This is a genomic window from Hyphomicrobium denitrificans 1NES1 (genome assembly GCF_000230975.2).
GTDB classification, from domain to species: Bacteria; Pseudomonadota; Alphaproteobacteria; order Rhizobiales; family Hyphomicrobiaceae; genus Hyphomicrobium_B; species Hyphomicrobium_B denitrificans_A.
This window is the reverse complement of sequence record NC_021172.1, coordinates 3056022-3073168: the sequence shown is the minus strand read 5'-3', so window position 1 is coordinate 3073168 and position 17147 is coordinate 3056022. Positions and strand designations below refer to the sequence as shown.

At 60.2% G+C, this 17147-nt stretch carries 18 protein-coding genes; 3 read left to right on the top strand and 15 right to left on the bottom strand.

Features of this window, described 5'->3' with window-relative positions; translation table 11 throughout:
• Nucleotides 1–11 precede the first annotated feature (11 nt).
• A complete protein-coding gene (locus tag HYPDE_RS14690) occupies nucleotides 12–509 on the top strand; it encodes a peroxiredoxin (protein ID WP_015599290.1) in 498 nt (165 codons plus the stop codon).
• Here the strand turns inward: HYPDE_RS14690 and rnhA are convergent.
• From rnhA to ispH, 3 genes are read right to left on the bottom strand one after another with little or no spacing between them, the layout of a single operon-like run.
• Entirely contained in the window at nucleotides 501–986 is a 486-nt protein-coding gene (gene rnhA / locus HYPDE_RS14685) for a ribonuclease HI (RefSeq protein WP_015599289.1), read from the bottom strand. The genes HYPDE_RS14690 and rnhA overlap by 9 nt on opposite strands.
• Entirely contained in the window at nucleotides 983–1954 is a 972-nt protein-coding gene (locus HYPDE_RS14680) for a homoserine kinase (protein ID WP_015599288.1), read from the bottom strand. Before HYPDE_RS14680 ends, rnhA begins: the two co-directional genes overlap by 4 nt.
• 26 nt (nucleotides 1955–1980) lie before the next feature.
• Nucleotides 1981–2955, bottom strand: a complete 975-nt coding sequence (ispH, locus tag HYPDE_RS14675) for a 4-hydroxy-3-methylbut-2-enyl diphosphate reductase (protein WP_187290883.1) — start codon at nucleotides 2953–2955, stop codon at nucleotides 1981–1983.
• A gap of 285 nt (nucleotides 2956–3240) precedes the next feature.
• Between ispH and HYPDE_RS14670 the strand changes: the two genes are divergently transcribed.
• Nucleotides 3241–3810 (top strand): hypothetical protein, encoded by a 570-nt coding sequence (locus HYPDE_RS14670; protein ID WP_244437667.1) that lies wholly within the window; start codon nucleotides 3241–3243, stop codon nucleotides 3808–3810.
• A 77-nt stretch (nucleotides 3811–3887) separates the two neighbouring features.
• Here HYPDE_RS14670 and HYPDE_RS14665 read toward each other — a convergent pair whose 3' ends face one another.
• The 9 genes from HYPDE_RS14665 to HYPDE_RS14620 all read right to left on the bottom strand — a co-directional run bounded on the left by HYPDE_RS14665 (nucleotide 3888) and on the right by HYPDE_RS14620 (nucleotide 12793).
• A complete protein-coding gene (locus tag HYPDE_RS14665; RefSeq protein WP_015599285.1) occupies nucleotides 3888–4379 on the bottom strand; it encodes a hypothetical protein in 492 nt (163 codons plus the stop codon).
• Nucleotides 4380–4388: 9 nt separating this feature from the next.
• Entirely contained in the window at nucleotides 4389–4946 is a 558-nt protein-coding gene (locus HYPDE_RS14660; protein WP_015599284.1) for an ATPase, read from the bottom strand.
• Between the two features lie 36 nt (nucleotides 4947–4982).
• Nucleotides 4983–5207, bottom strand: coding sequence for a F0F1 ATP synthase subunit C (locus HYPDE_RS14655; protein WP_013216842.1), 225 nt, complete (start codon nucleotides 5205–5207; stop codon nucleotides 4983–4985).
• A 65-nt stretch (nucleotides 5208–5272) separates the two neighbouring features.
• Nucleotides 5273–5989, bottom strand: a complete 717-nt coding sequence (locus HYPDE_RS14650) for a F0F1 ATP synthase subunit A (RefSeq protein WP_051112008.1) — start codon at nucleotides 5987–5989, stop codon at nucleotides 5273–5275.
• Between the two features lie 60 nt (nucleotides 5990–6049).
• Nucleotides 6050–6451: an AtpZ/AtpI family protein gene (locus tag HYPDE_RS14645; RefSeq protein WP_015599282.1), complete on the bottom strand. Its 402-nt coding sequence runs from the start codon at nucleotides 6449–6451 to the stop codon at nucleotides 6050–6052.
• 572 nt (nucleotides 6452–7023) lie between these two features.
• Nucleotides 7024–10485, bottom strand: a complete 3462-nt coding sequence (gene smc, locus HYPDE_RS14635; protein WP_015599280.1) for a chromosome segregation protein SMC — start codon at nucleotides 10483–10485, stop codon at nucleotides 7024–7026.
• 59 nt (nucleotides 10486–10544) lie between these two features.
• Nucleotides 10545–11342: a thioredoxin domain-containing protein gene (locus HYPDE_RS14630; RefSeq protein WP_015599279.1), complete on the bottom strand. Its 798-nt coding sequence runs from the start codon at nucleotides 11340–11342 to the stop codon at nucleotides 10545–10547.
• Between the two features lie 14 nt (nucleotides 11343–11356).
• Complete coding sequence (locus HYPDE_RS14625) at nucleotides 11357–12058, bottom strand: DsbA family protein (RefSeq protein WP_015599278.1); 702 nt, start codon at nucleotides 12056–12058, stop codon at nucleotides 11357–11359.
• A gap of 129 nt (nucleotides 12059–12187) precedes the next feature.
• Nucleotides 12188–12793 carry a DUF721 domain-containing protein gene (locus tag HYPDE_RS14620; RefSeq protein WP_015599277.1) on the bottom strand — a complete coding sequence of 202 codons (606 nt, stop codon included), beginning with the start codon at nucleotides 12791–12793 and terminating at the stop codon, nucleotides 12188–12190.
• A gap of 47 nt (nucleotides 12794–12840) precedes the next feature.
• Between HYPDE_RS14620 and mutY the strand changes: the two genes are divergently transcribed.
• A complete protein-coding gene (mutY, locus tag HYPDE_RS14615; protein ID WP_015599276.1) occupies nucleotides 12841–13953 on the top strand; it encodes an A/G-specific adenine glycosylase in 1113 nt (370 codons plus the stop codon).
• 6 nt (nucleotides 13954–13959) lie between these two features.
• On the opposite strand, the gene HYPDE_RS14610 is transcribed toward mutY, so the two are convergent.
• From HYPDE_RS14610 to HYPDE_RS14600, 3 genes are all read right to left on the bottom strand, one after another.
• On the bottom strand, nucleotides 13960–15087 hold the full coding sequence (locus tag HYPDE_RS14610) for a site-specific DNA-methyltransferase (RefSeq protein WP_015599275.1): 1128 nt from the start codon (nucleotides 15085–15087) through the stop codon (nucleotides 13960–13962).
• 119 nt (nucleotides 15088–15206) lie between these two features.
• Complete coding sequence (locus tag HYPDE_RS14605) at nucleotides 15207–15902, bottom strand: ribonuclease HII (protein WP_015599274.1); 696 nt, start codon at nucleotides 15900–15902, stop codon at nucleotides 15207–15209.
• A gap of 30 nt (nucleotides 15903–15932) precedes the next feature.
• Nucleotides 15933–17042: a PA0069 family radical SAM protein gene (locus tag HYPDE_RS14600; RefSeq protein WP_015599273.1), complete on the bottom strand. Its 1110-nt coding sequence runs from the start codon at nucleotides 17040–17042 to the stop codon at nucleotides 15933–15935.
• Nucleotides 17043–17147: the final 105 nt, after the last annotated feature.

Sequence of the window (17147 nt, the reverse complement as noted above, 5' to 3'; positions counted from 1 at the left end):
ACGAGGAATGCATGGTGATCAAAGTTGGTGACACGCTGCCTGATGAAAAATTTACGGTAATGAGCTCGGACGGACCCAAGCCGAAGACCGTCAACGAAGTCTTTGCAGGAAGGAAAGTCGCGCTGTTCGCGGTGCCGGGCGCCTATACCCCTACCTGCACGAACAACCACATGCCGGGCTTTGTCGGCCGCGTCGACGAGTTCAAGGCGAAGGGCATCGATGCGATTGCGTGCACGGCCGTCAACGACATCTTTGTCCTGACCAACTGGGCGAAAGATACCGGCGCTACCGGAAAGATTGAAATGCTTGCTGACGGCTCCGGCGATTTCGCCAAGGCCATCGGCCTCGATGTCGATCTTTCGAGCTTCGGCCTCGGATTGCGTTCGAAACGCTATGCAATGCTCGTGGATGACGGCGTCGTCAAAATCTTGAACGTCGAAGACAGCCCGCCGGTCGCCGAAAAATCGAGCGCGGCGAACCTGTGCTCGATGATCGACTGCTCATTCTAGATCTTTTGCAGGACCAGCGGGCAGCGGAGCCAATTTGAAGGGCGCCATGGCCTGACGCGCCAACTCGTCGGCGCGTTCGTTCTCCGGATGACCGGCATGGCCTTTCAACCAGTGCCACACGACGTTGTGCTTGTTCCGCAGCGTGTCGAGAGCTTGCCAAAGCTCGACATTCTTTACGGGTTTCTTATCGGCGGTCCGCCAGCCATTCTTCTTCCATCCGTGAACCCAGCCCGTAATGCCGTTTTTGACGTAGGCACTGTCGGTATAAAGCTCGACGTCGCTGCGCTTCTTCAATGCGTCGAGCGCCGCGATTGCGCCTAACAGCTCCATGCGGTTGTTGGTTGTCAGGGCCTCGCCGCCGCTGATTTCTTTGCGATGCTTTCCTGAAATCAGCACTGCGCCCCAGCCGCCCGGGCCCGGATTTCCAGAGCAGGCGCCGTCGCTATAAATCAGAACCTTGGGCGGCTCAGCGGTCATCGAACCTGTTCGAAGCCATAATTGTCGATCGATTGAACCGACTGATGGAAACGTAGCCTCCGTACGTAATCGATCGGGTCCTTGCGCGCGACGAGCGCATCTTTGGGCGTATTCAACCAATCATAGCTGCGGGTCAAGAGGAAGCGCATCGCGGCGCCGCGTGCGAGAATCGGCAATACGTTTCGCTCAGTCTCGGTCAGCTTGCGAACGCCGTCATAGCCCTCAAGTAATGCGCGGCCCTTGGTGGCATTGAAATGGCAGTTCGGCTCGAAGCACCAAGCATTGAGCGATACGGCAATATCGTAAGCCAGCGCGTCATCGCAGGCAAAATAGAAGTCGATCAGGCCTGAAAGTCTGTCGCCGATGAAGAAGACGTTGTCGGGGAACAGGTCGGCATGGATAACGCCTTGCGGCAGACCGTTCGGCCAGGAGGCCTCCAGGAACGAGAGTTCATCCGATATGAGTTGCTTCAGCTCAGGCAGGATTTCTTCGGCGCGTGGAGAGAACTTATCGAACAGAGGCCGCCATCCCAGGAGCCCCAACGCGTTGGGGCGATGCAGCGCGAATCCTTCTCCCGCAACGTGCATGCGCGCGAGCGCTTTCCCAAGCTCCAGGCAGTGCTCGACCTTCGGGCGCTTCGGCCACATGCCTTCGAGGAACGTCACAAGCGCAGCGTGTCTGCCGGCCAGTTCGTTGAGAACGCGGCCCTTGGCATCGCGAACCGGAAGCGGGCACGTCACGCCCCGAGCCGAGAGATGTTCCATAAGGCCGAGAAAGAACGGCAGATCCTTCGGATCGACGCGCTTCTCGTAGATGGTCAAGATGAACGCGCCCTTTGTCGTATGCACCAGATAGTTGGTGTTCTCGACTCCCTCCGCGATGCCCTTGCACGAAAGCAAACTACCCAAGTCATAGGAACGAATGAAGCGCGCGAGGTCTTCATCGCTGATTTCGGTATAGACCGCCATGTCTGTCCTACACGCCGAATGGAGGTCTAATGCTGCTCGGCCGGGGTGCGTGCCACCCTGACTTCGCGCGGCACGTTGAAAACGACGCGCTCTTCGAGCGTCGCGACGATTTCGATATCAAGATCATAGCGTTCGCGAATGGCTTCGACGACCTCTTCGACGATGACTTCCGGTGCCGACGCGCCAGCCGTGATGCCAATCGTTCGAGCGTGCTCAAGCTCTCGCCACGGAATGTCATTGGCGCGTTCGACAAGGAAGGAAAACTTGCAACCGGCCTTCGCGGCGACTTCGACCAGCCGCAACGAGTTCGAGCTTTTCGGGCCCCCGATGACGAGCAGCCCATCGATTTTCGGCGCGATCGACTTGACGGCGTTCTGCCGGTTTGTCGTTGCGTAGCAGATATCCTCTTTCACCGGTCCCCCGATCTGAGGGAATCGCTCTTTGAGAACCGCCACGATCTCTGCCGTGTCATCGAGCGACAGCGTCGTCTGCGTGACGTAGGCGAGTTTCGACGAATCCCGCGGCATGAAGGCGCGCGCATCCTTGGCCGATTTGACGAGGTGGATTGCACCGGCGGGAAGCTGCCCCAGCGTACCGACCACCTCCGGATGGCCGTGATGACCGACGAGAATGATTTCGCGGCCCTGTTCGTAGTGGCGCGTCGCCTCCATGTGGACTTTCGATACCAGTGGACAAGTCGCATCGACGACGAACATGTTCCGGTTTTTCGCGGCTTCCGGGACGGCTTTGGCAACCCCGTGTGCCGAAAAGATCACGGGTTGCCTGGTATCCGGTATCTCGTCCAGCTCCTTCACAAAAACGGCGCCTTTAGCTTTCAGGGAATCAACGACATAGCGGTTGTGTACGATTTCGTGTCGGACGTAGACGGGGGCTCCGAATTTAGTCAAAGCCTGTTCCACGATCTGAATGGCGCGATCGACGCCGGCACAGAAGCCGCGGGGCGCAGCGAGCAAGATTTTGAGTGGTGGCTTCGGCACGATCACTTCAATTGGTTAAGGCCGGACATGGAAGAACGAAGGTCTTTATACTCATCCGACGCACCTGAAAATGCTGTTGGATGCCGGCTGGGGCGGATGGTACGGTCCTTTTTTGACAATACAAGGGGCCGGGTTTCGGAACCTCGGGGGTTGTTGTTGTTGCAGAATTCAAGTCCGCGGCATCCTTTTCAGGGGGGTGCGGGTGTAGGGCGCGACCGAATCGCGCCGATTCCCGCGCTCGCACTCGTTTTGACCGGCATTTCCGCAATGACGCTTGGCGGTTGCGGGATGTCGTCTCTAACATCGGGCCTCGGCGGCGGCATGTTTGGCAGTTCGTCAGGTTCTCAGGTCTCGACCGTTTCCGAAGACCAATTGCTCGATGCGGCGAAGTCGTCCGACTCGAGCGCAACAGGCAGCACCAATGTCGGCGAAGTCGAAGCGGGATGTCCTCGCCTGAGAATCGCGCCGCACGACAATTACATCACCTTCTACGAGCAGGGCCACATTGGCGACGCCATGTCGGTGACGCAGCGGGGCGAGATCACGAAAACGGCGCGTGAATGCCAGATCGAACCCGGCCGGGTTGTCGTCAAATACGGTTTTTCAGGTCGCGTTCTGCTCGGGCCCAAGGGACAGGCTGGGGCTTTGACGCTGCCGGTTGCGGTCATCGTCAACGATTCCAAGCGTGATAGGGTCGCGACCGATACGATGAAGGTCGATGTCAACATCGGTGCAGATAAACCGATCAGCTATTTTTCGGCCGTACACACGATCAGCTTCCCCGTTCCTGAAGGATCGCGGCCCGGCGAATTCGAACTTGTCATCGGGTTTGACAGCCGTGCGTCGGGCTCTGGCTGATAATTGGCTCATGCCCCGGATAACAAAAAAGCCAGGCTTCAGCCTGGCTTTCTGTTTTCTATCTGAACTGCTTTTCTCTAGTTCAGCTTGCCCCGAAGGTCATCGATCGATTGCGAAATCAACGTATCGCCGACCGAACCGCCTGCCCTCGTCTTTAAAAGCTCATGCGCCGCCGATACAGCTGTTTCGACAGCGATGGCGCGAACCTCGCTCAACGCCTGGGTCTCTGCGCGCGCGATTTTTTCTTCCGCGATTTTTGAGCGTCGTTCGAGGCTTTCGGCAAGCGCCTTGCGTGCGTCGACCGCCAACGCTTCCGCCTCGTGCTTTGCCTGATCGATGATCGTCCGGGCTTCGGTTTCCGCTTCGCGTGCCTTTCGCTGATAGTCGGCAAGCAGGGCTTGAGCATCCTCGCGAAGTTTGCGCGCTTCGTCGAGTTCCTTGCGAATGGTATCAGCCCGGTCATCGAGCATTTTACCGATCGCCGTAGGTACCCGGTAGTAGAGGACCAACGCTAGGAAGGCCAGGAAGGCAACCAGAACCCAGAAAAGTGGATTGCTCGGATCTAACATTGCTTGTCCTCACTCGCCCGGCGCCGGTCGGAGCACTTTCTTGACCTCATCGGGCGACACATCCTGCCCGATGAGCCTCGAAACCACCGCGCGCGCCGTCTCGGTAGCAATGTCGCCGATAGCCGATACGGCCTTCGACTTTGTCGCCGAAATGCGCGCTTCGGCGTCCTGAAGCTTGACAGCGATCTGCGCATCGACCCGTTGCCGCTCCGCCTCGGTTTCCGCCGCAAGCTTCTCACGGGTCTCCTTGGCGATGCCCGACGCGTTGGCTCGAGCGTCCGCAAGCGCCTTCTCATAGTTGGCAAGCGCTTTGTCCGTTTCGTCCTTCAGCCGTCCGGCAGAGTCGAGATCACGCTTGATCCGGTCGCGGCGCTCGTCCAGGACGTCGCCGACGCGCGGCAGCGCAATCCTGCTCATGACGAAAAGCAGGGCGACAAACGTCACGGCCAGCCAAAAGAGCTGTCCCGTGAAGTGATTCGGATCGAGCTGCGGCAGCCCCTCGGACTTAGAGGCTTCCTCGGCCGCCTCAGCGGCGACCGTGAACAGCAAGGTGGTGCCGGCAAACATCGTTAAGCCTCCGGTTTGAGTGTGCCGCGCCCAGTCTCAACCGTAGAGAATGATAAGCGCGATCAGGAGGCCGAAGAGGCCCGTTGCTTCGGCCAGTGCGAAGCCGATCAGAAGGTTCGTGAACTGACCCGGAGCGGCAGAGGGATTGCGCATTGCGCCCGAGAGGTAGTTGCCGAAGATGTTGCCGATGCCGACACCAGCGCCGATCAACGCGCTGCACGCGAGGCCCGCGCCAATCATCTTCGCTGCTTGAAGGTCCATTTCAAAGTCTCCCTTTGCTTTAGCTTTGGAGTTGGAAAGTCCGCGCCGGATCGCAAAAGATCCGGTTAGTGGTGCATGTTGACGGCATCGTTCAGATAGATGCAGGTCAGGACCGTAAAGATCAGGGCCTGCAGGAACGCGACCAGCACTTCGAGGCCTGTGAAGGCCACCATGAAGCCGGTCGGCGCAATCTTGCCCCACCATGGCAACATGACCGCGAAGCCGGCGAACACCTCGAGCATCGTGTGCCCGGCCATCATATTCGCGAAGAGACGCACCGAGTGACTGATCGGGCGTATGAAATAGGAAATGAGTTCGATCGGCACGATGACGATCAGCAGCCAGAACGGAACGCCGTGCGGAACGAAGAGCCGGAGGTAGCCGGGACCATGTTTCCAGAAGCCGATAATCGTCGCCGTGATCCAAACCATCGCGGCGAGCGCGAAGGTGATGATGATGTGGCTTGTGACGGTGAAAACGCCCGGGATCAGGCCGACGAAATTTAGGACGAGAATGAAGATGAAGATCGAGAAAACCCACGGAAAATACTTCATTCCTTCTTCGCCGAGGCTCTCTTTGACCATGCCGGCGACATATTCGTAGGTAATTTCTGCAAGCGACTGAAGGCGCGATGGCACGAGCGAGCGCGATCGCATCGCAAAGACCATGAATGCCGATATGACGATCAGCGCCACGATCATCATTAGCGCCGAGTTCGTGAACGAAACATCGTGCCCGAACAGATTGAGTGAGAAGATCCGGTGGATCTCAAACTGCTCCATCGGTCCGTGATGAGCAGCTTCTCCAGCAACTTCGGCAGCCAAGTTCCTACCCCCTGCGTCTCATTCGTCGTCGTCTTTTACCGAAGGCGCTGCCTTTTGCAGCGGCTCATTTTTTGCCTGCGCCTCTTGGGCGGCGCGGACAACATTCAGAAGACCTGCAGCGAAGCCCAGGATGACCAGAACGATCATCAGCCAAGGCGCCGTGCCAAATTGCTTATCGAGCGCCCAGCCAAGTCCGCCGCCGACAGCAACTCCGACGACCAACTCAGCGGCAAACTTGAAAGCCGCCCCAAAATCGGAGGACTGGCTTCCCTGGTTCGCCGGCCGTTCGGCCTGCGCTCGTTGCGATTTGAGCGCATCGAGCTTTTGGCCGAGTTCCTCCGACCGTTTGCGGAGTGCTTCACGGTCTTCCGGGCTAATTTCGCCGTTGCCCGGAGATTGACCTTTGCCATCGCCGGACATGGTTCAAACCATCCAGAAATCGCGGAAAATCGGCCGCTACGGGAGATCGACGGCGCGGACCATAGATAGGGGGTCTGGGGGTGTCAAGAAAATGGGAACGGGCGGCCGCTGCGGCAGGTACGGCGAAACGGCGCAGCCATTGGCCTGTCGGCGGAAATAGCATTCCGCAACAACTCCAGGCAGAACTCGAAAAGCTGCTTCCGGCGGGCTACTTAGACGAGATACAAAAGCCCGCCAGGGCATCGTCCGCCTACGGTTGAACGCCCGTTGCCGGTGAGGTTGTCGAAGGTTGCGGCCCGCTGGAAGCATCCATAGACGGGGGCGTCTGATAAAAGAAAGCAATTGTAAACGCGGCGAAGATCACGACGATCAATGCGGTCGAAATGATCAAAACGCGAAAATTCATTTTCCGAGGGCTGGCTTGCCTCGCGTCCGTCGGCTCGAGAACTTCGCCCTTTGTCGGCGAATATTGCTGCCTTGCCACTGGCGGCCTCCATTCCCTTAGAATTAGAGAACGCATCTCGCGAAATGCGGTTCCACCGGGGATGGGACCGCAGAGCCTCGATCTCGCGTTAACCCGCTTCGCGGAAGCTCTGAGCCGTCTGCAAGTCGACCGATACAAGCTGGGACACGCCCTTTTCCGCCATGGTCACGCCGAACAAGCGGTTCATCCGCGCCATCGTCATTGGATGATGCGTGATTGCCAGGAAACGCGTCGCAGTCTCGCTCGCCATCTGCTCCATCAGCCGGCAGAAGCGGTCGACGTTGGCATCGTCGAGCGGCGCATCGACCTCGTCCAGTACGCAGATCGGCGACGGGTTTGTAAGGAACACCGCAAAAATGAGCGACAGCGCCGTCAGTGTCTGTTCCCCGCCCGAAAGCAGGGACAGCGTTGCGGGCTTCTTGCCCGGCGGCTTGGCGATGATCTCAAGACCGCCCTCTAAAGGATCTTCCGGACTCTCGATCATCTCGAGACGTGCTTCGCCCCCACCGAACAGATGCGTGAATAGCCGTTCGAAATGCGCGTTGACGGTCGCGAAGGCTTCGTCCAACCGCGTTTTGCCTTCCCGGTTGAGCTGCTGAATCGCGCCCCTGAGCTTCAGGATACCCTGCTCCAGATCGTTGCGTTCAGAGGTGAGACCTTCGAGCTGCTTCGAGACTTCGGCGAGATCTTCGTCTGCCTGCAGGTTGACGCCGCCAAGCCGTTCGCGGTCGGCCTTCAACCGCGAAAGCTGCTTCTCGACCTCAACAAGCGGCGGGATCGTCGTGAATTCGGATACGGCAGCGATTGCAAGGCAGTCTTCCGGCGCGACCCCGAACGTCTCGCGAATATGCCGAGCAGCCTCCTGCCGGCGCTGACGCGCATTCTCGAGCCGTGTTTCAATTCTGGCATTGGCTTCGCGCGCGCTTGAGACTTCCGATTGCGCAGCCCTCAGCCCCTCCGTCGCGACGCGGAGCGCCGCTTCCGCCGAGGCAAGGGCGTCGGCTGCGGATCTGCGGTCTTCATCCGCGTGTGACAGCGTCGACAGCAGCGTTTCGCGCTGGGCGGCGATACGATCCGGAAGGTCTGCATTGGCTTCGATCTCGCCCCGCGATTCGGCGAGACGTGCTTCGAGTGCTTGGACCTGTTGCTCGGCGCTTTCGCGCCGCCCTTGCCAGCGAGCGATGTCCGCATTCGCGTGCCGGATGCGCTCGGCCCTGATCTGCCGGTCGCGTTCGATGCTCCCGAGCCGGACGCGCGCCTCCGCCACTTCGCGTCGCGCCTGCTCGGCGTCCGTCTGTGCGATCTTGAGCAGTGGTTCGAGATCTTCGCCCGCACTCATCGTGACAATGTGAGCTTCGATCTCGACATGCCGCGCTTGTGCATTGGTCAGGTCTTCGTCGGCACGTGCCCTCTGCGCCGTGACGGCGGCAAGCCGCGTCTCGCTTTCGCGCTGAAGCTTTTCAAGCGACGTCAACCGTTGGCGAACTTGTGCCAGCTCGTTCTGCTTATCGCGCCATAACTGCCGCAAACGACGTTCTTCGGATTCCGCTTTTTGCGCCGCATCCGCCGCCGCGCGTTCGGCGTCGATCGTATCCTTGGCCTCGTTCAGCACGGCCTGCGCCTGACGGTCGAGTTCAAGGAGACGGTTCTTGTGTGCCAGCCGTTGCGCCGCGGGCGTCACGCCTCCGGCCGCCGCGACGAAGCCATCCCATCGCCAAAGATCGCCTTCGAGAGAAACGAGACGCTGGCCCGGTTTCAAATGCGGCTGCAGAAGCGGACCGGCAGACCTGTGGACGACGCCGATCTGGCGCAACCGGCGCGTAAGCTCCTGCGGAGCGTTGACGTGCATCACCATCGGCTCGGCTTCCGCGGGCAAAGCGTGCTCTTCCGCCGGCACGTCGAGATGTCGCCAGTGAACGCTGGCTTCCGTTGCGAGAGGCGCTTCGAGATCGTCCCCCAGCGCCGCGCCGAGCGCCGTCTCATAACCGGGAGAGACGCGAATTTGATCAACGGCGGGCGGGTAGGCGCCTTCGTCCGTCACGGCAAGAAGTTTGGCGATCGTCTCTCGCTCTGTTGAAAACGCATTCGCGGCAAGGCGCACGCGCTGCGCTTCATCGCGCCGTGCTTTCGCGTCGGCTTGCGTGGTCTTTACGGCTTCTTCTGCGGCGACCGTCTGCGCTTCGATGTCGGTGATTTCCTGCGACAGCGCGTGTCCACGTTCGGAAATCTCATCCAGCTGCTGCCGGTCCGGCGCCTTGGCTGTGATGTCGGCGATCTGTGTATCGAAAGATGCGACTTGCCGCGTGATCGTCGCGACGAGGTCTTTCCGTTCTTGTAGCGCTTCTTCAAGGCTCCGCAGCCGCGCCCGCGCTTCCGCCGCGCGATGCGTGATGTCGGCAAAATGCGCGTCCGTTTCGATGCGTCGTGCCTCCGCACGTTCGAGATTGCTGCGCTCAGTCGCTTCCTCGTCGACGGCCTTGATATCCGCTTCCTTGATGGCCGCCAGATCGGCATCGAGGTGAACGAGCGTTTCCTTGGCTTCCCGGATGAATCCGGACTCTCGCGAAAGGTCCGCTTCCAGTTGCTTTACGCGGGCATCGAGTTCGCGCGCCCGATCGGCGGCCCGCTGCGCCTCGCGGTCCAGATTTTCCTGCTCGATCTTGAAGCGCGCCAGGGCTGCGGCTTTCTGGGCCTCAGCTTCGCGAAGCGGCGGCAACGCCTCGGCGAGACGAAGCTCCTCATTGAAGGCCTTGGCTTCCGCTTCCGTCGCCGCACCGAGGCGTGTCATGGATTCAGTGAGCTGCGCTTCGTCGGTCTCGACACTCGCCTGCGCGTCCTGCCACGTCAGGTGCATGGCCAGCGCTTCCTGCTGGCGGATTTCACCCGAAATTTCTTTATAGCGGCGGGCCTGGCGCGCCTGCCGCTTCAGTGAATCGGACTGCGACTGGAGCTGGCCGACGACATCGCTCAGGCGTTCGACATTGGTTTCGGCCGCTTTGAGCCGAAGCTCCGCTTCATGGCGTCGCGTGTGCAAACCGGCAATGCCGGCCGCGTCTTCAAGAATGCGGCGGCGCTGCTCTGGCTTGGCGTTGACGAGTTCGCCGATCTGCCCCTGCCGTACGAGCGCTGGCGATCGCGCGCCGGTGGCCGCGTCCTCAAACAAAACTTTGACGTCCCGCGCGCGGACCTCGCGGCCGTTGATCCGGTAAGCCGATCCCGCGTCGCGTTCGATGCGCCGGGTGATTTCGATGGTATCGCTGTCGTTGAACTCGGCCGGCGCGCGACGGGCGCTGTTGTCGAGGAACATTGTGACTTCGGCGCTTTGACGTTCCGGCCGCCCCGTCGTTCCGGAAAAAATCACGTCGTCCATCGCGGCCGCGCGCATGGATTTGTGTGAGGTCTCGCCCATCACCCAGCGAAGCGCTTCGAGCAGGTTCGACTTGCCGCATCCGTTCGGCCCGACGACACCGGTCAGTCCGGGCTCGATGACGAGCTCGGTCGGATCGACGAAGGATTTGAACCCGAGAAGCCGGAGCCGCGTGATTTTCATTTCGTCTTGTCGTCCTCAATGCCTGCTCAGAGTGGCTAAGGACCGGCACGAGGTCGTCGCTAAGGACTTGCTGCCGCCGTCGGTGTCCCGCCGTGCTGCTCGGCTTGCTGGACATAGTCCGCAATCTCGGCAATCGTCAGCTCTTTCTTGATGAGCTTGGTGCCGATGAAAAAGTTCGGCGTTCCGACGATACCGAGCTTGCGCCCGCGATCCTTCACCCACTTGAGGTTTTCGATCATGCCTTGATTCTGCAAGCAGGCGTCAAACTGCGGGCGCGTCATCCCCACCTGACGTGCGATGGCGTAAATTGCGTCGAGCCGGACTTCCAGCGACACCCACGACGCCTGCTGCTCCATGAATTTCCCGTAGAGATCCATATACTTATCGGGCGGCGTGCATCTGAGGGCGATTGTCGCGTTTCCAGACGTTTTCCCGATCGGAAATTCGCGCAGGATATAGCGAACCTTGCCTGTATCGATGAAGCGCCGCTTGAACTCCGGATAAACTGTCAGATGGAAGTTCCGGCAGTGCGGGCAGGTCAGCGACGCATACTGCACGATCGTCACCGGTGCATTGGCGTTGCCCCAGCTCATTTCAGGCAGCGGGCTCGGTGCCATGATATCCGCGACGGTCGGATTTGCGATAACTTCCCGGCCAGTTGTCGCCGGGCCCGATGTTTCGCCAAACGGCTTTGGAACACCTTCGGGCTGCTCTGAGCCAATCGAGGGGTAAGCCGCGCCGACGCCGCTTGCGTCGTTCGTTATGCTCGCCGTTTGTGGAAGGGTCGCGCCGCATCCGCCAGCCATTGCCGCTATGATGATGGCGGCGAAAAAAGCCACGGCGCGGATCGAAGGCATCGGAAATCTCAAGGTTACTTCGCCGCCAGCAGCGGCTCGATCACCTTATCCAAAGCTTCCAGCGTTGGCGCTTCCTGAAGCTTCTTGCCGTTGATAAAGAATGTAGGTGTGGCATTGACGCCGAACGTGTCGCTGGCGCGCGTACGCTGCGCCGTGATCTGATCGAGAAGTTTCTGATCAGTCAGGCACTTGTCAAAGCTTTCCTGGGTAAAGCCAGCCTGCTTGGCGATATCGAAGAGGCGCGGCACGGGGTTGCCCTGTGTGAAGGCCCAGTCCTGTTGTTTGGCGTAGAATGTTTCGATCAGCGGGAAGGTCTTGTCGCCACCGGCGCAACGGGCCAGCATCGACACGGCCGCGGCGAGATTGTCGAGCGGGAATTCGCGGAATACGAAGCGAACCTTGCCGGTATCGATGTACTTCTTTTTGAAGCTGTCGAAAACGTCGTTCTCGAAATGCGCGCAATGCGGGCACGTCATCGAGGCGTATTCGACGACAGTTACCTTGGCGTCTGCGGAACCGAGCGTGAGGTCGGGAAGATCCGTCGGCTTCATCAACTCGTCGACCGAAACCTCTGCTGGTCCTTGCTTGCGCTGAGCAAGACTTGGCTCTGCTGCGACGATCGCGAAACCGCTGAGGGCGACAGTTGCCACGAAGCCGAGCCACGCTGCACGGCGCGACCAGGAACGGCCCGAAAGAAGGTCTCTGCATGCGCTCAAGGTCGTGACTCCTTTTGGGAATTATGTCGACGGGAAACAGGGGCTCCGCGTACCACGGTTCCGGCGCTCGAATAAGCCGAAAGCGCGCTGAATAGCAACTGAACGCTTATTTATTGGAGTTGCGGCGGCTTAGCGCGCCCGGGCGGCGGCCATGATATTGCTTGCGAGCGCATCGAGGGCCGCGACGAGCCCCTCCGCCGCCCGTGGGGTCGAGATTTCGGGCTTTCTAACGGGCGTGTGCAGGCTGCGTTCTCTGATTACCGGGTTTTCCGCTTTCGGCACCTGAACAACGCGCAATTGAGCAATGGCGCGATAGCCGAAATAGCGATTGATCCGATCGATGATTTCCTGGGCCCGATACGAGACTTCGAGCGCGAATGCCGGGTCCGAGGCGAGGATCAGCGTAGTCCCGGCGGCCCGCGCATCATCATCTTCCGACGCGATACGCGCCTTGGCTCCGCGCGGCCATTTGATTGCTTCGGGGCGAGTCAGCCGCGCCAGATCGACCCCGACGATTGTTTCCCACGAGGTCATGATTTCGGCTGTGTGAAAGCCGAACTTTTCGAATGCAGTCGCTACAACTTTGGGTATGAAGGCCCCGACCGAACGCGCAAAATATCCTGCACCGGTCCGCGTATCGGCCGGCAGGGACCGCGCCACGGCTGTGGGTTGTTTGCCGTTCATGGCGTTCGGAGGCTCGCGTTCGCTTGTGGTGTCGTAAAGGACAACTACCATTGTCGACGCGATTCGATAGTCCGGCGCAACCAGAGAACAGGGGACGCATGGGCGCTCCTCAGAAAAACCAGAAGCAATTGCCGCTTCGGCCGGCTGGCGCGGAGACCGTCGCGGCATTACTCAGATGGTACGAGGCCGAGCGCCGCGATCTTCCTTGGCGCTATGGCCCGCGCAAGAAAGCCGATCCTTATCGCGTCTGGCTGTCGGAGATCATGCTGCAGCAGACGACGGTGAAAGCCGTCATTCCGTATTTCCAGAAATTCGTGACGCGCTGGCCGAACGTCGCCGCGCTCGCTGCAGCACCACTCGAAGAAGTCCTGCAGCAATGGGCGGGTCTCGGGTACTATTCCCGCGCGCGAAATCTCAAGGCTTGCGCCGACGCTGTCGTGCGTGAGTTCGGCGGCACCTTCCCGCGCACCGAGAACGAATTGCGCGAATTGCCAGGCATTGGTCCTTATACAGCGGCAGCAATCGCGGCGATTGCGTTTGGAGAGAAAGCGACCCCGGTCGACGGCAATGTCGAGCGTGTCGTGTCGCGGCTCTTTGCGGTCCAGCAGCCTCTCCCCGCAGCCAAATCAGAAATACGCAATCTCGCGGCAACGCTGACTCCCGCCCGGCGGGCCGGAGACTTTGCGCAAGCCATGATGGATTTGGGCGCAGAAATCTGCACGCCGAAAAATCCATCCTGTCTTGTTTGCCCCGTGCAGCAGGATTGTGCGGCCAGCGCACGCGGCCTCGCGGAGAGCTTGCCCATCAAGGCGCAAAAACTGGCCCGCCCGTCCCGTTACGGCGTCGCGTTCCTCGTACAGCGGGAAGACGGTGCGGTGTTGCTCCGGCAGCGTCCTGAAGCAGGACTGCTTGGCGGCATGCTGGAAGTTCCATCGACGCATTGGGGTGACGCGTCACCGTCGAAACGGGAAGCTCTGCGATCGGCCCCCGTGACGACCTCATGGATTACGGTGCCGGGAACGGTGGTGCATGTTTTCACGCACTTCCGGCTCGAACTCGTCGTCTACCGCGCGCTGGTACCGGTGGACGCGAGCTTCACGCTTTGGGCCGAGCAGGATCGCTGCCGCTGGGTTCACCGCCGTGATCTTCACGCGCAAGCACTCCCGAGCGTGATGAAAAAAGTCATCGCGCACGGGATGAACTCGGACTGACCGCAGTTACTTGCTGATTGAAGCCCCGGTCGAACCGCCAAGTCCAAGCTGCCGTTTCGCTTCGCCACGCAGGACGTCGATCGGTTTCAGCTTCCCTTCGGCCTCGAAATGCCAGAAGGTCCACCCGTTGCACGCAGCCTTCCCCTGCACGAGCGCGCCGAGCCGATGGATCGAGGCTTGCTGGCCGGCGCACGCGAGGGTGCCGTCGGCGCGAACTTCCGCGCGAACTTGGCGACGTGGTCCGAATAATTTCTGCCCCGGCTCCAAGATGCCGAGCTCCAGAATCTGTCCGAACGGAATGCGCGGCTCGCTACGCTTTGAAGGCATCGCTTCGATGGCATCGAGATCGAGCGGCCGGACCTTCGCAATGCGCTCCTCGGCGGCGTGAGCATAGTCCGTATCGCGCTCGATGCCGATGAACTTGCGTCCGAGACGCTTGGCGACTGCGCCTGTCGTGCCGGTACCGAAGAAAGGATCGAGAACCGTATCGCCGGGCTTCGTCGACGCGATCATAATTCGATGTAGAAGTGCCTCGGGCTTCTGCGTCGGATGCGCCTTGCGGCCGCCATCGTCTTTCAGGCGCTCCGGCCCCGAGCAGATCGGGAACAGCCAATCGGACCGCATCTGCAGATCATCGTTCGATGCCTTCAGGCTTTCGTAGTTGAACGTCACGCGCGATTTGCGATCGCGTCCCGCCCAGATCATCGTCTCGTGCGCGTTCGTAAAGCGCTTGCCGCGGAAGTTTGGCATCGGATTGACTTTCCGCCAGATGACATCGTTCTGGATCCAGAAGCCGAGATCCTGGATTGCGACGCCAAGCCGGAAGATGTTGTGGTAGGAGCCGATGACCCAGATGGCGCCGTCCGGCTTCAGCACGCGCCGGCATTCCTTTAGCCATGCGCGGCAGAAAGCGTCATACTCCGCGAAATCCTGAAATTTGTCCCACGCGTCGTCGACACCGTCGACCTTCGTGTTGTTAGGTCGGAGCAGATCGCCGGCGAGCTGCAGATTGTAAGGCGGGTCGGCAAAAACGAGATCAACGCTTGCGCTGGCGATCTTCTTCAATTCGTCGATGCAATCACCGACGAGAATCCTTCCGCTCCCGGAGCGGCCCTTGACGCGACGCGACACCATACACACTACCCGTAACGCTACGATCACTGAGACTTCGCCGCAGGACACACGCGGGCGAGCCGATGACCTTTGTACATGATCGGCCGCGCGTTGGAATACGCATCGAGGGGCGCAAGAATTTATATTTTCGATTCGACCTGCAACCCGAGTCCAGGCTGCGATTGCCGTCGCGAGACCTTTCCGTCGACGAGACCCAAGGCAAGTTGAACCGGGCGGAAAGACCGCCGGTGCAGAGCCGTTACGCCAAGTTTTGCAATAGCCGCTTGGTGTTCCGGGGTCCCGTAACCTTTATGCCGTTCGAACCCGTAGCCCGGATAATCGCGTGCAAATTCCATCATCAGACGGTCACGTGTAACCTTAGCGATGATCGACGCCGCGGCGATGGAGAGGCATTTTGAATCACCCTTGACGATCGCGCGGACAGACATCGGAACGCGCGGTGTCTTGTCTCCGTCGACGAGAACGAGCTTTGGAGTTTCGCCAAGCTGGCTGACGGCCTGCGCCATCGCCCAGAGCGTTGCGCCGAGAATATTTTCACGATCGATGCGATCGACATCGGCGATGCCGACACCGACGATCGCGACCTTCATGATGCGCCGGTAAAGAAAGGCGCGCGAGTCTTCGTCGAGGGCCTTGCTGTCGTCGATGTTCGCGGGAATCTTGTCCGGGTTGAGGATGACCGCCGCAGCCACGACCGGACCCGCCCACGGTCCGCGGCCCGCTTCATCGACGCCCGCGATGGGTCGTGACCCAAGCTGATGTTCTGCAGCTTCGAGCTCGAAAGTCGGCTTGATGCGCGAATCGGAAATCCTCATGCGCGAGATTGATCATCGCGCAAGAAGCCGTCAAAGCAGCTTCAGCTGTTTTCCCCTGTCTCCAGGCGGTTCGAAAAGGTCGGTCCGCATCGCGTCGCGCTCGCCGCCAAGACCCAGGCGTTGCTTTGCTAATCTGAAGCGCAATGCGATCTGCGTCGCGTAGGGACCTTTGCCGCGCTGGCGCAATCCGAATTCGGGCGTGTAGTCGCGCCCGCCGTGCATGGATTGCAAAAGAGAGATGACGCGATTGGCGCGTCCCGGAAATTCTTCCGCAAGCCACTCGCGGAAAAGCGTCTTGATTTCGAGCGGAAGTCTGAGAAGCACGTAGCCTGCATCTCGGGCTCCGGCCTCGTGGGCGGCCTCCAGGATGGGTTCGATTTCGTGATCGGTGAGTCCGGGAATGATCGGGGCAACCATGACAGTGACGGGAATGCTCGCTTGCGATAGCTGCCGCACCGTTTCGAGGCGTCGGGAAGGTGTCGCGGCGCGTGGCTCCATCGCCCGGGCGACATGGCGGTCGAGGGTGGTTATTGAGACGGCGACTTTCGCAAGGCCTTTCTCGGCCATCGGCTGCAGGATGTCGATATCGCGAAGAACGAGCGCCGACTTGGTGATGATGCCGACGGGGTGGTTCGTGCGCGCCATGACTTCAAGGATCGAACGTGTAATCCTGCGTTCCCGCTCGATCGGCTGATAGGGATCGGTATTGCCACCGAGCGCGATCGTCGAGGGCCGATAGCCGGGCTTGGCGAACTCGCGTTCCAACAGCGCCGCAGCCTCGGATTTCGCATAGAGCTTCGTTTCGAAATCGAGCCCCGCCGAGTGGCCGAGGTAGCAATGACTCGGCCGCGCATAGCAATAGATGCAACCGTGCTCGCAGCCCCGATAAGGGTTGATCGATCCGTCGAACGAAATATCGGGACTGTCATTGCGTGCGATGATCGACTTCGTGGTGTCCTCGAAGACTTCCGTCTTGAAGGCCTCGAGTTGCCCAAGGCTCTCCCAGCCGTCGTCGAAAGCCTCGTGCACGTCTTTCTCGAACCGCCCCGTCGCATTCGAGCGTGCACCCCTGCCGCGACGGCGTTCCACGTCAATGACGTGGCGGCTCGGGGGGCGGTCGGTTTCGCGAGAGGGAGCCACGGCAGCCTTTCATGTGCGAGTGCCGCCTTGTATCAAATCGATAAGAACAAATAAAGAACAAAACCTCGGATCGATTTCAATTTGTGATTCAGCCCGCGACGGGCG

Excerpts from the sequence above, each read along its gene's own strand:
- rnhA (WP_015599289.1), bottom strand. The coding sequence starts at position 986 with ATGACCGCTGAGCCGCCCAAGGTTCTGATTTATAGCGACGGCGCCTGC.
- HYPDE_RS14690 (WP_015599290.1), top strand. The coding sequence starts at position 12 with ATGGTGATCAAAGTTGGTGACACGCTGCCTGATGAAAAATTTACGGTA.
- mutY (WP_015599276.1), top strand. The coding sequence starts at position 12,841 with ATGGGCGCTCCTCAGAAAAACCAGAAGCAATTGCCGCTTCGGCCGGCT.
- HYPDE_RS14680 (WP_015599288.1), bottom strand. The coding sequence starts at position 1,954 with ATGGCGGTCTATACCGAAATCAGCGATGAAGACCTCGCGCGCTTCATT.
- HYPDE_RS14610 (WP_015599275.1), bottom strand. The coding sequence starts at position 15,087 with ATGGTGTCGCGTCGCGTCAAGGGCCGCTCCGGGAGCGGAAGGATTCTC.
- HYPDE_RS14665 (WP_015599285.1), bottom strand. The coding sequence starts at position 4,379 with ATGTTAGATCCGAGCAATCCACTTTTCTGGGTTCTGGTTGCCTTCCTG.
- HYPDE_RS14650 (WP_051112008.1), bottom strand. The coding sequence starts at position 5,989 with ATGGAGCAGTTTGAGATCCACCGGATCTTCTCACTCAATCTGTTCGGG.
- smc (WP_015599280.1), bottom strand. The coding sequence starts at position 10,485 with ATGAAAATCACGCGGCTCCGGCTTCTCGGGTTCAAATCCTTCGTCGAT.
- HYPDE_RS14605 (WP_015599274.1), bottom strand. The coding sequence starts at position 15,902 with ATGAGGATTTCCGATTCGCGCATCAAGCCGACTTTCGAGCTCGAAGCT.
- HYPDE_RS14655 (WP_013216842.1), bottom strand. The coding sequence starts at position 5,207 with ATGGACCTTCAAGCAGCGAAGATGATTGGCGCGGGCCTCGCGTGCAGC.
- HYPDE_RS14620 (WP_015599277.1), bottom strand. The coding sequence starts at position 12,793 with ATGGTAGTTGTCCTTTACGACACCACAAGCGAACGCGAGCCTCCGAAC.
- HYPDE_RS14645 (WP_015599282.1), bottom strand. The coding sequence starts at position 6,451 with ATGTCCGGCGATGGCAAAGGTCAATCTCCGGGCAACGGCGAAATTAGC.
- HYPDE_RS14660 (WP_015599284.1), bottom strand. The coding sequence starts at position 4,946 with ATGTTTGCCGGCACCACCTTGCTGTTCACGGTCGCCGCTGAGGCGGCC.
- HYPDE_RS14670 (WP_244437667.1), top strand. The coding sequence starts at position 3,241 with ATGTCGTCTCTAACATCGGGCCTCGGCGGCGGCATGTTTGGCAGTTCG.
- HYPDE_RS14630 (WP_015599279.1), bottom strand. The coding sequence starts at position 11,342 with ATGCCTTCGATCCGCGCCGTGGCTTTTTTCGCCGCCATCATCATAGCG.